Source organism: Aquimarina rhabdastrellae (assembly GCA_947387485.1).
GTDB lineage: Bacteria > Bacteroidota > Bacteroidia > Flavobacteriales > Flavobacteriaceae > Aquimarina.
Genome location: CANDNT010000002.1, coordinates 642,536 through 655,122 on the forward strand (window position 1 = coordinate 642,536; position 12,587 = coordinate 655,122).

The 12,587-nt window shown below is 32.3% G+C and carries 7 protein-coding genes and 2 tRNA genes; 5 read left to right on the forward strand and 4 right to left on the reverse strand.

The features are described from left to right. Positions 1-28: 28 nt before the first annotated feature. From pth to ACYEKI_RS07455, 3 genes are all read right to left on the reverse strand, one after another. Positions 29-658 (reverse strand): aminoacyl-tRNA hydrolase, encoded by a 630-nt coding sequence (pth, locus tag ACYEKI_RS07445; protein WP_459210541.1) that lies wholly within the window; start codon positions 656-658, stop codon positions 29-31. Positions 659-732: 74 nt separating this feature from the next. Next, positions 733-1,314 (reverse strand): 50S ribosomal protein L25/general stress protein Ctc, encoded by a 582-nt coding sequence (locus tag ACYEKI_RS07450; RefSeq protein WP_459210542.1) that lies wholly within the window; start codon positions 1,312-1,314, stop codon positions 733-735. 28 nt (positions 1,315-1,342) lie between these two features. Then, positions 1,343-2,284, reverse strand: a complete 942-nt coding sequence (locus ACYEKI_RS07455) for a ribose-phosphate pyrophosphokinase (RefSeq protein WP_459210543.1) — start codon at positions 2,282-2,284, stop codon at positions 1,343-1,345. A gap of 145 nt (positions 2,285-2,429) precedes the next feature. On the opposite strand from ACYEKI_RS07455, the gene ACYEKI_RS07460 reads away from it, so the two are divergent. Next, positions 2,430-2,514, forward strand: a tRNA-Leu gene (locus ACYEKI_RS07460). Between the two features lie 30 nt (positions 2,515-2,544). Further along, positions 2,545-2,629, forward strand: a tRNA-Leu gene (locus ACYEKI_RS07465). Positions 2,630-2,765: 136 nt separating this feature from the next. On the opposite strand, the gene ACYEKI_RS07470 is transcribed toward ACYEKI_RS07465, so the two are convergent. Beyond that, a complete protein-coding gene (locus ACYEKI_RS07470) occupies positions 2,766-4,433 on the reverse strand; it encodes a hypothetical protein (RefSeq protein WP_459210544.1) in 1,668 nt (555 codons plus the stop codon). Between the two features lie 422 nt (positions 4,434-4,855). On the opposite strand from ACYEKI_RS07470, the gene ACYEKI_RS07475 reads away from it, so the two are divergent. The 3 genes from ACYEKI_RS07475 to ACYEKI_RS07485 form a co-directional block, all read left to right on the forward strand. Further along, positions 4,856-6,016 (forward strand): hypothetical protein, encoded by a 1,161-nt coding sequence (locus ACYEKI_RS07475; protein WP_459210545.1) that lies wholly within the window; start codon positions 4,856-4,858, stop codon positions 6,014-6,016. A gap of 200 nt (positions 6,017-6,216) precedes the next feature. Next, complete coding sequence (locus tag ACYEKI_RS07480; protein WP_459210546.1) at positions 6,217-6,822, forward strand: hypothetical protein; 606 nt, start codon at positions 6,217-6,219, stop codon at positions 6,820-6,822. An 11-nt stretch (positions 6,823-6,833) separates the two neighbouring features. Beyond that, on the forward strand, positions 6,834-12,587 hold a 5,754-nt coding region (locus ACYEKI_RS07485; protein WP_459210547.1), incomplete at its 3' end, for a LamG-like jellyroll fold domain-containing protein.

Sequence of the window (12,587 nt, forward strand, 5' to 3'; positions counted from 1 at the left end):
AATAAAGAAATGTTTGAATTATGACTCTTTATTTTCCGTTAAACATATTCATAGTATTTGATAGGCCTGCAGTACCAAAAGATTTGATGGCAGCAATAGCTTTGTCGTAACGTTCTGGTAGTGCAGCTTCTTCTTCAGTACTCCATTCACCCAGAACATAATCCACTTGTTTACCTCTACCAAAATCAGCACCAACTCCAAAACGAAAACGAGTATATTTTGAAGTATTCAATTTTGCTTCAATATCTTTTAAACCATTGTGTCCTCCGGCACTACCTTTGGCTTTAATACGTATGGTTCCAAAAGGAATATTAATATCATCAGTAATAATTAATACATTTTCTAAAGGCACTTTTTCTTTGTCCATCCAATACTTGACAGCTTTACCACTTAGGTTCATATATGTATTTGGTTTTAAAAGAAGGAAAGTTCGACCTTTAAATTTATAAGTAGTAAGATCTCCTAATTTTTGTGTTTCAAACGTTAAATCTTCTTCTTTGGCTAAAGCATCGAGGACTTTAAAACCAATATTATGACGAGTACTGCTGTATTTAGGTCCAATATTACCAAGACCTACAATAAGGAATTTTTTCATGAGCTCTTCTTGAGTTTCTTCAGAAAGATTTTTGGATAGTAATCTTTTTAAAAACGAAAGCATTTAATATATTTTGTGTAAAAATAAAAAAAGCATCCCGAATATCAGGATGCTTTTTGAGTATGCAATATAAAATACTATGCTTCTTCTTCTTCAGTTGCATTTTTCATCGCATTACGAGACGTCTTAACTTGACACAATACAGTGTTGTCTGGGTGTAAGATTGTATAGTTCTCGTTAGCAACATCAGTAACATATAATTTGTTACCAATATTCAATTCAGTGATATCTCCTTCGATATAATCAGGAAGATTTGCTGCAAGACCTTTAACTTTCACACGACGTAAGTTGAAACGTAATACCCCACCGATACGAACTCCTTTTGCATTACCTACAGTACGGAAAGGAATTTCCATAGTGATAGGCTTATCATCAAAGATTTGTACAAAATCGATGTGTAAAATTCTATCTGTCACAGGGTGAAATTGAATATCCTGTAAGATAGCGTTGATTTGCGTACCATTATCCAAAGCAATTACCACTGTGTGTACGTCTGGAGTGTATACTAAGTCCTTGAACGCGATTTCTTTCGCCGAAAAGTGTACAACAGTTTCTCCACCGTATACAACACAAGGTACCTGTCCAGCATTACGTAAGTCTTTAGTTGATTTTTTACCTACGCTTTCTCTTTGAGATGCATTGATTGTTAATGATTTCATTTTAAAATATGTATAAAAAATTAATAAATTACATTAAAAATTTAGAGCTAATAGATTCGTTGTGATGAACTCTTTGCATAACATCTGAAAAAAGATTTGCACAACTTACTACTCGTATTTTTTTAGATTCTTTTCTTAATGGAATAGAATCTGTTACAATTAACTCTAATAATTGCGAATTTTCAATACGCTCATAAGCTTCACCAGATAAGATAGGGTGTGTACAAATAGCACGAACGCTTTTTGCACCTTTTTCCATCATAACATCGGCAGCTTTGGTTAAAGTACCAGCAGTGTCGACCATATCGTCTACAAGTACTACATTTTTACCTGTTACATCACCGATCAATTCCATGTGAGAAATCACATTGGCTTTTGCGCGTTGTTTGTAACAGATAACTACATCGCTTTCTAAAGCTTTTGCATAAGCATAAGCTCTCTTAGATCCTCCCATATCAGGAGAAGCGATCGTAAGGTTGTCTAAGTTTAATGATTGTAAATAAGGTAAAAATACTGTAGAAGCAAATAAGTGATCTACAGGTTTTTCGAAAAAACCCTGAATTTGATCGGCATGTAAATCCATCGTAATAATACGAGTGGCACCGGCAGTTTCAAGCATTTTTGCGACTAATTTTGCTGCAATGGGAACTCTAGGTTTGTCCTTGCGATCTTGTCTTGCCCAACCATAGTAGGGCATAACGGCTGTGATGTGTCTAGCAGAAGCTCTCTTTGCTGCATCGAGCATTAAGAGCATTTCCATAAGGTGATCAGAGCTTGGATGTGTTGAACCAATAATAAATACTCTAGAACCTCTTACAGATTCTTCAAAAGAAGGCTGAAACTCACCATCACTATAAGTCGAAGTGATCACATTTCCTAACTTGGCACCATATGCTAAAGCAATTTTTTGAGCTAAATCTGCACTTTGCGTACAAGAAAAAAGCTTAGCTTCTGTTGTTGATATAGGCATGATTAAACAATTGTTTTTTAGTGAGTTGTTATGGCTCTCTTTCAAAATTGAGGTGCAAATTTAGAAATTTATTTTCACTCAATGTGATATTTTTTTGAATTTTTTCTTGCAGATTGGAAAAATTTATTAATTTTGCACCCGTATTGCTCAAGTGGCGGAATTGGTAGACGCGCTGGATTCAAAATCCAGTTCCTTCGGGAGTGTGGGTTCGATTCCCACCTTGAGTACCAGAATGTTCTTTACATTTTATACATTAAGACGCTGAAGTGGTGGAATTGGTAGACACGTTGGACTTAAAATCCAATGACCATTTAGGTCGTGCGGGTTCAAGTCCCGCCTTCAGTACAAAAGCCTTATAAACTATTGTTTATAAGGCTTTTTTTGTTTGTGATATTTTGCGAAGACACTTTTCGGATCAAGAACAAAAGGGATCAAGAACAAAAGTTGTGTTTAAGCAAAAAATTAAGCTAATCTAAAAAGACTAAATATGCTGTATATAATTATAAAGTGAATCTTCTTTATTTAAATTTAGTTTGTTTTTTAATCTACTTTTGGCAATATATATAGTGTTTGTAGATTTTTTGGTAATGTCTGCTATCTCTTTTGTATTAAAATTAAGTTTAATTAAAGCTGCTAATCTCATTTCATTTTTACTTAGTATAAATCCTTTTTCATTAATAGATTTATAGAAATTAGGATGAACTTTATCAAAATAATATTCAAACTCTTCACCAGTATCGTTCTTAATATTGATTTGTATTTTTTTATGTAAGTTTAAAACTTTAATTCTATTTTTTGAACTAGATTCTTTTGATATATCCTTGAGATCATCTAATAATGACTTTAGAAAACTTTGCTTTTCATTGACTAAAAGATTTTTAAATAATAATTGTTGATGATTTAACAATTGAGTATCTTCTAATGTATTAATTTTAGAATTAAGTTCTTCATTTTTATTAATAATGACATCATTTTGTTTTTTCTGTTTTTTTCGATATTTAAAAAAGAGTAATGAGCCTAGGCTTATTAATATTAATAGGCTTGCAATAATTATGATATAAAGTAGTTTGTTTTTTGCTCTCTGTTGATTTTTAATGATTAATTGTTGTTCTAACTTTTTATAATAGTTAATCCCTTCCGAATATTTTATTTTTTTATTTTTTTCCTTATTGTCTAGGTTTTTATAATATTTTTTTAAAACTTCATGAGCCTTCTTGAAGTTCTTATTCTTCAAAAAAGCTTTCTCTAAGCTGGAATATATAAATCCAAGTTGTCTATAATTATTTTTTTGTATAAAATAATCTTCAGTAGCATTTAATAAAGCTATACCTTCCATAGTTTTATTTTTAGCAATCAAGAGCCTTGCTTGTTGTATCTTAATTTCATTAAGATAATTTATTTGTTTGAATTTAAATGCATTCTTTTTTGATAAAGATATAAGACTATCGGCTTGTTTTAAGTGATGTCGATTCACTTCTATACTACCTAAATTTAAATAACAAAAAGTCAAAAGATAATCTTGCTTAGTCTCTAACGCAGATTTTAGAGCTTTATAAGTATAATGATATGCAGAGTCTTGATCTTTTGTAATCATAGCTAAATTAAAATAAGCTCCGATTATAGGTTTGTTATTTTTAATCCCAAAATCGATTGCTTTTTTGTAATAATAGGTAGCACTATCTATATAGTTTTCTCTCGAGAAGGAGTGACCAATATTGCTGTAAGATGCATTTATATCGGTAATAGAATCAGGATAATTTTTCTTTATAATTGATAGTGCTTTCTTATAATTTTTGATAGCTAAATCATTATGAAAATGATTATTATAAATAACGGCAATTCCATGTAATGCTTCAGCCTTATTGTATTCGGTTATAATAGGTTGGGCAAGGGCTAAGTGATAATTTTCAAAAGCTTTTCGGTAGTCTCTTAAAATTTGAACTTGATAATTTGCTAAAGAAGTATAAAAAAATGCTAAATTCTTTTTAGATATGGTATGTAAGTTGTTAAGTTTTGAGTTGATTTCCTCTTCTGATACATTCTCACTAAAAGAACTAAGTCTATCCAATAAAGATTTATCCTTACTAGATTGTGCTATTAATAAATTATAGCAGAATAGAAATAATACTAAACGAATAAAGCTAGGCATTTTTGATTTTTTCGGTAAAATTAGAAAATCAATTTAAACATTAATTGATATCAACTGTAAAATTATGAAGTTAGAATTTTAAAAAATCTGAGATTGATAAAATCAAGTTTTTACGTATAATTAAACACACTATTTTGATAGTTTTAAGTATAGATATTTAAGGATTAATTGTGCTTAGAATATTGAAATGTTATTTTGTTAAAAATCCTTAAAAATATGTTGTATAAATGTTAAAAAATAATATAAAGAATTATAATTAATATACTTTTTTTTAGTGATTTAGGTTTGTTTTTATAATTCTGTTCAAGGAACTAAAAAAGTTCGTGATGTGATTTAGATCAAGTTTTTACCAGTGTTTTTTTTTGAATTTAGCATAGATATCTCAAAAGTTGAGAATACAATAAAGAATAAAAATAATAACAATGAAAAGAAAACACAAAATTACAATGCTGAGTTTTATGGTTTTAGGTTTAGCGAGTTTAGATATGCAAGCTCAGAATGGAGGTGATGCTGCTACAGGTGATAGAATTCAAAATCCTAGTAACTTTAGAAGAGTTCATGATAGAGATGCAGGGATTTATATGAGAGCAGATGCTAATAATGATAGAGCCGCAGAATCATTTAGGTTTGTTATAGGTAATGGTGACGAGAGAGATTATAATGCAGAGATAAATAGAACAGGATTAGATCTTAGAGGAATTAAACATACGCAATACGCTCGATTAAGAAGTGTTAGAGGACTTGAAATTATTGCAAATTATAATAGAGATATTAATAATAATGGATTAATAGAAAATATACGATTTAGAGTAGGGGGTAATGGAGGTGATCTTCAAACTATAGCAACAATGGCTCATAATGAGGGCTTAAAAGTAAAAAAACAAGCAACATTTGAATCATCTGCAACATTTGAATCATCTGCAAGATTTGATTCAAATTTAACTATGGGAGGTAGTAGTAGAATAGGAATTGGAGTAAATGACCCACAAGTTAGATTACATGTTAATGGCGCAATAAGAACAAATAATGGAATATATCAGAGTAATGGAAGTGTTTCATTAAGACCAGGTATAAGTAATAGCACAAGAGATGTTATTGAGTTTAAAAACAGTCATAATGATAATATGGCTACATTACAAGATGGAAAGTTGAGGCTTATTTTAAGAGATGGAAATGGAGGAGAAATAGAGTCTACAGGAGCATTAAAACTAAAAGGAGGTGGAAATAATGATTTTGTAGGGTTTTATAACTCAAATAATCAACTGGTTACGCGTCTACAGGATGGTGTGGTTACAACAGATCAAGTACGTTTAAATGTAACAACATTTCCAGATTATGTATTTGCAAAAGATTATAAGTTAATGCCACTTAAAGAAGTAGCGCAATACATTAAGACTAATAAACACTTACCTAATATGCCTACTGAAGCAGAAGTTGTAGCAGAAGGAATGAATGTAGGGCAAATCAATACCGTTTTAGTAGAAAAGGTAGAAGAATTGACATTGCATACGATCAATCAAGAAGAAAAGATTGAGCAATTAATGAAAAAGATTGAAGCTCTAGAAGCAGCGATAAATAAATAAAAACCCAACAAGAGTGTTTGATTTGTGAGTTAGAATGATTTTATAAAGCGAAGCGATATAAAATTATATCGAGAATATAACATATCAAACATAAAAATCCATTACTAAAAGACGATTAGTATATCACCTCATTGTTTAAAAAGAAAAAACAATGAGAAGGATAACTATTGTCAATAGTTAAGGAGAATAAAAGCAAAAACATGAAAAGAATATATCAATTTATGGTGTTATTATTACTGGGATGTACTAGTGTAGTAGCACAAGAAAATAATGAGACCTATCTATATAGATTTGTCTGTCAGGATCAAAGTGATGGTAATACGTATGTGTTACATCATAATCTAGAAACAAATGCAGCAGAATTAACTCCTATTTCTAGTGAAGAGTTAAATAGTACAGATGGCTTTTTGCAATCATTTATACTACAGCCTATAGAAGGTAGAACGGGGATAGTATTGATTGCATCTGCAAAAGCTCCAAATTATTTTTTGAAAAGAGCTGGAAATCCAACTTTTGCTCCAGCAAATGTAAATGAACCAGTAACGTTTGAAAAGTTGACTTCAGAAGATGATATACGGTTATATTGTTGGGAGCTTGTAATGCAAGATGAAGAAGATACAGAGATTATATCTATAGAGGTAGGGAATTTTAGACAATTTGGATTACAAACACCAATAGATGGTAGAACTCCTACAGTTACATTTTTTAGAAATACTTCTGGGGAAAGATTAACTAGGGTGATAGATAATGAAACCGTAGCAGGAAGATTTAAATATAGATTACAAAAAATAAAGAACGTATTCTAATATAACAATATATGAAAAAGAATTATATACGCTATATATTGTTATGGATCATGACAATATATTTAGGAGTAAATTTTGCCCAAGCACAAGATAGGCCTCCTGTTTTAATACTTAAAGGAGGAAATGAGTATACTTCACACTTTGATACCCAAACAAGATTAACATCAGAATTACTTAATGGTGGTTCTGCTAGAGAAGCTACGATAGAGTTTTGGATCATGGCATCAAAAGGAGCTGAAGATTCAGCAGAAACCTATGATCCATGGCGGTTATCCAATTTAAAAACAGGAAGTGATGAATTTACTTTAATGGGATCAAGAGATCGTTTACAAATAACGATAGGAAATGCAGTAATCCCAGAAATTGAATTAGCGTCATCTTTTCGTTTAGAAGACAATGAATGGCACCATATAGCATTAACTTTTGCTCCTGGAGCAAGCCAAATACAACAAAGATTGCAAGTATATATTGATGGTGTAAGACAATCTTCAATGCAATATGAAGCAAATATACAACCAGAATATTTATATTTTACGATAGCAGATCATGATCAATTGAGCATAGCAGAGTTTAGAGCATGGAATCGTAGACGAACACAAATACAAATAGAAGAAAATCGTTTTCGTTCCTTTTTTAGTGAAAATACTACAAACCTAAATACTTTAGCAAATGCAGGATTAGTAATTGCTTATGTAGATAATAGTTTTGTTGAAGTGCCAATAAATAATTTACCTCAATTAGAAGCTACAGAATGGACTAATAGAATGACATTAGTAGCTAATCCGGATGTTCAAGTACAAAATGCACATGTAGTAAGTAGAGTATTTGGAACTAGTGGAGTTCGTTTAGCTGAAGTAACTACTATAGTAGATCATCCTATTTTTGGTTTAGAAGATGTATTGTTACAAGCAACAGATGGCAATGGAGCAGATTTTACAACAGTGTCTGAAGGAAAAGATGGGATAACCTTACGATGGCCTCACCTTCGTAATGTAACTAGTTATACGATCGAAAGAAGAAATCTAGCAGATCCTAATAGTTTACCTAGTAGAATAGCAACAAAAGAGGTAGCTGCAAATTTTCCAGTATCCACTTTTGTAGAGCATTTTGATGGTGGTGTAAACGTTAATGAATTGTTTGAGTATACCGTAACACCAGATCAAGGAGGGGGTAATTCTGGAATTGATAATGGGTTTGTCTTCGCAAATGGTAGGGTAAACGGTAAGGTACAGTCAGAAACTGAAGTTAATGATCAAGGTACATTAATAACAGCAATACCAGTAACAGGAGATACTCCAGGAAGTGCTTTAGAGTTTAGACCCAATACATCTTCACCAATAGGAATTAATGATATAACTATTTTTGAACAAATAGGGGGAAGAGGTACTATAGAGTTTTGGTATAGAACCCCAACTTCTAGTTCTGGAGAAAATACTGTATTTAAATTAGATGTAGGAGAAATACGTATTACAAATACAACAGTTAGTCTACAATCATTAAACCCTACTAACCCTGCAAATACGATTACGTATTTAACTACAACGAAACCAGATGATACCGATTGGCATCATTATGCATTTACATTTAGCCCAGAAGGAGGAGCTTTATATATAGATGGAGGAATTGCTCCAACTAATGGCGCAAGGGAGTTTACAGCAAATGTAACTACAACAAATCCATTTATAGTAGGATTAAACAGAACTTCACAATTTTCATTTAATGCAGCTGTAAATAATACCTATCAGTTAGATGAAATCCGTATATGGAAAGGAAGACGATCAACTATTGAGATAGGTCGATATAAAGATTTGATCATCACAGGAGAAGAAGAAAATTTATTAGCTTATTATCGCTTTGATATACCAGATATTACTACTATATATAATCAAGCCTTTGTAACTAGAGGAAGATTATCGGGTAGTAGTATAAGTAATTTAATACGATTAAGTTCAGGTGATCAGGCTCCAATTATGTATGGAGCATATACAGATGAAAATGGTCAATATCGTATGACCTCTATAAATGCAGGAAGAGAAGGTGGTGGATTATCATATATGTTTATTCCTTCAAAGCCTAACGGAGAGTTTAATAATGAGACTGAAATAAGGGAAATAAAACGATCATTAACTCCAGAAGATATAGTTATTGATTTTATAAATAGTGCAGATTTACCTATTTCTGGACGAATTGTATATCGTATTCCAGATCCAGATAATCCAGCAGAATTGTTTGATATACCTTCATTACAAGGAACAAGTTTAAAGCTTGACAATAGAGTAGTGACAAGTATTGAGCCTGATGCACAAGTACGTACTAATACAGATGGAGTATATTTGATTTCAGCATCACCATCAACAGATGAAATCATTTTGAGAGTAGCTGATCAGATAGATTCAAATATAGATACTAATGGAAGTAACGTAAATGCAGATCGGATAAGTTTAGATTTTGATGGAAGCACAGGCTTTGCAGAAAGTAACTCTAATATCGAGTTAAATGATACCGATAGCTTTACATGGTCAGGTTTTATATTACCGGATTTAATAGAAGAAGGAATAGGAGGAACTTTTAATCCAATACAAACTATATTTCATTGGGGAGATATTCGAGTAGAACTTCGAAATAATGAACGCTTATATCTAGTAATTAATGACAGAGATGTGAAAAGCTCAGCAATAGAGCGTAGTTCTAGATATGCCTTTTTTGCCATAAGTGCAAACCCAGAAACCAATACGGTAGCATTTAAAGTGAATAGTGATTATCAGGAGGATACATACAATGGATTGACGATAAATGATAAAGTGTACCTAGGAGCACAAAATGTAGGTACAGGAACTGAACCTAGAATTAATTTCTCTAGAACTAATCTAGATGTTTTAGAATATAGAAAAGCATTTTATGAAAATGAAGAATTAGAAGCTATTAGAAATGGAGATGTACTTACAGATGATGATGCATTAGCTTTATCATATACATTTGAACATAGGAAGAGTAGTGGAAGAGCAGTGAATTTAGCAGCAAATAAGGATTCTGAGGATAATAATTTTTTGGTTTTACAAGGAGGCGCATTTTTTAATGATACTTCAAGTTCAGGGTATTTTAGAAGGTTTGAGTATGCTTATAGAGCAATAGGAGAAGGTGAAGTAGCTGCTTTAATAGACCCTACAGATGATAGTCAATATAGGTTTTCTTTAGTAGAATCTATATCTAGTGTTAATTTTGAAAATATTACAAGAAGATCTTTTGTTGGAAATATTGTAGTACCATGTAATTATGGAGTAGGAGAATGGAGCGGAACAATCACACGTACTGATCTTGCTTTTCCAGAATATAGTGTAATTATTGATAGAAATAACTTCAATGGAGATAATACTGTTTTTGAAGTACATGATTTAGTACCAGGGACATATAGCGTTACCTTAACAAATGAGGACACGGGAAGAGAAGTTAAATCTCCAGTTTTGGATTTAAGAAGAGGTGATTTAAGCTTTGATTTTGAATTTAGAAATCCTATTGAAGTTGAAACTACTTTTTATGCATTAAGAGATGGAGAATTAGCACAGATCATAGGAGATAATTTGACCTTAACTCAAGCAGATCTTGATGAGCGATTAGTAACCGCTTCATGTAGTGATGATGATGGAAGTATTTATACAGTTCAAGCAGGATCTGCAATGCTATTTACAGTTAATGTATTTGAACGATATGGATCAAATATTTGTCCAGTAGAAGGGGCAACAGTAGATTTAGGAGGAGATATGATATCAGGAAAGTTAGGTATTGATTCAAATGATTTAGGATTTGCAAACTTTGCAACGACTGCGACATTGGTACCAAACTTTATAGCGCCATACTTTAGTAACCTTACTATAGCAGTGTCACATGAAGGACGAAATAAAAATGCAAATGAAAGAGCATATGTGACAGGATCACAACGAGGGAATAGTGATTTTACATTAGTAGATCCTACAGTAGGATATGTATTACATGATCCGCCAGGAGATGGTAGTTCAGCTACTATTTCAGAAGGAGCTACGTATACGTATTCAAAGAGTGTTGAAAATGGATTTGATATAGCAGCTAGTGTAGTAGGTATGCCAGGAGGAGCTTCTTTTGAAATGAAAAATATAGTGTTAAATGTAGTAGCACCTGCAGGAGTTGGTATGGCTGCTGGGTATTTAACAACATTGACAGAAACAGAAACAGGTTTCTCTGTTGGAGGACATGTTAATTCAACTTTTAGAAGAACAACAGGAAATGGTAATACTGTGTCAATATCGAGAAATATTACAACACCTAGTTTTGATACTTATGTGGGGCAGGATGCAGATGTATTTATAGGTACTTCGCAAGTATTGACTTTTGGAACTGGACGTACTTTGACAGTTACTAATTGTACTGTAGATATTGATACAAATAGAGATGTAATGACAGCAGATGAAGCTACGCCATTTGTTTTTTCAAGACAACAAATAGAAGATGATATTATACCAGATTTACAACGTTTATTTATAGAGCGACATGATGAGTTATTTCCTCCTACGGTGGAAAGTGTAGCAACAAGAAACTCTTTAGCTTTACAAGCTACTATAGATGGGTTTAATTTTGATCCTAGTCCAGCAGATGCAGATAAAGATTTGGTGCGATATTTAATAGAAACTCAAAGATGGCAAGAAATCATTAGAAGACCTAGTAGAGAAGAATATATAGAAACGTTTGAGAGAGGAGGGACTTTTAATGGAACTACTTTTAATCTTAGAAATATAGATAATGGAGACGAAAGTATTGGTAATGTAACCGATTTAGATAGAGAAATTTCTTTTTCAGCAGGAACAACAATTGCTTATGAATTAAGTAGAGCTGTAAACGATAGTGAGCAAAACTCAGGAAATGTAAGTGGAGGAGTAAATACAGAGGTTAGAACTAGACATAATATTCTAGGAGCTACAGTAGGTTTGACTACAAGCGTGTCTGTTTCAGGAATAAATGGAGGAAGTGATGGTACAGAGGATGTAAATACAAGAGTTGATAGTTTTACCTTAACAGATGATGATGCAGGAGATAACTTTAATGTAAGAATACGTAGAGATCCTGTATATGATACGCCTATGTTTTTAACGGTAGCAGGAGATAGTCGTTGTCCATTTGAATCAGGAACAGTGCCTATTGACGGAGTACAGTTAGTTGTAGATAAAACAGTAGGTTTTGGTACGGGAGATGAATCTATTTTATATACTTTAACCCTACGTAACACAAGAAGATCGGATGTGTTAAATACCAATAATAGATATTTTGTAGGGATAAATGCTGCTAGTAATAATGAAGGAGCACAAATTTTCTTGAACGAATCACCTATTTTTGAACCTACTACACGATCAGAATTTGTTTTTGGACCAGATGCAAGTTCACCTACAGGTTATACACAGGAGATTACAGCACAATTGCGTATTGCTAGAGGGTTAGATGCACCAGAAAATATTTCTTATGAAGATTTGGGTATTCAGATTTTTTCAGAATGTGAGCGAGGAGTGTACCAATCGTATAGAGTAGATGAATATGAAGAAGTTGGTGTAGTACCTTTTCATGAGATATTTTTGACAGCACATTTTAGTGGTGCTTGTATAAGTGAAATCGAACCAGATTTACCAGCAGACGATTGGGTAGTAAATGGAGGTGATAATAATGAGCTAGATTTTAGATTTAGAATTCCAGAGGTTGTAAATGATGAGGTAGATGAAGATTTTAAAGTCTTATTAGAATATGCA

Coding starts and splice junctions, on each gene's coding strand:
- pth (WP_459210541.1), bottom strand. CDS start 658: ATGCTTTCGTTTTTAAAAAGATTACTATCCAAAAATCTTTCTGAAGAA.
- ACYEKI_RS07450 (WP_459210542.1), bottom strand. CDS start 1,314: ATGAAATCATTAACAATCAATGCATCTCAAAGAGAAAGCGTAGGTAAA.
- ACYEKI_RS07455 (WP_459210543.1), bottom strand. CDS start 2,284: ATGCCTATATCAACAACAGAAGCTAAGCTTTTTTCTTGTACGCAAAGT.
- ACYEKI_RS07470 (WP_459210544.1), bottom strand. CDS start 4,433: ATGCCTAGCTTTATTCGTTTAGTATTATTTCTATTCTGCTATAATTTA.
- ACYEKI_RS07475 (WP_459210545.1), top strand. CDS start 4,856: ATGAAAAGAAAACACAAAATTACAATGCTGAGTTTTATGGTTTTAGGT.
- ACYEKI_RS07480 (WP_459210546.1), top strand. CDS start 6,217: ATGAAAAGAATATATCAATTTATGGTGTTATTATTACTGGGATGTACT.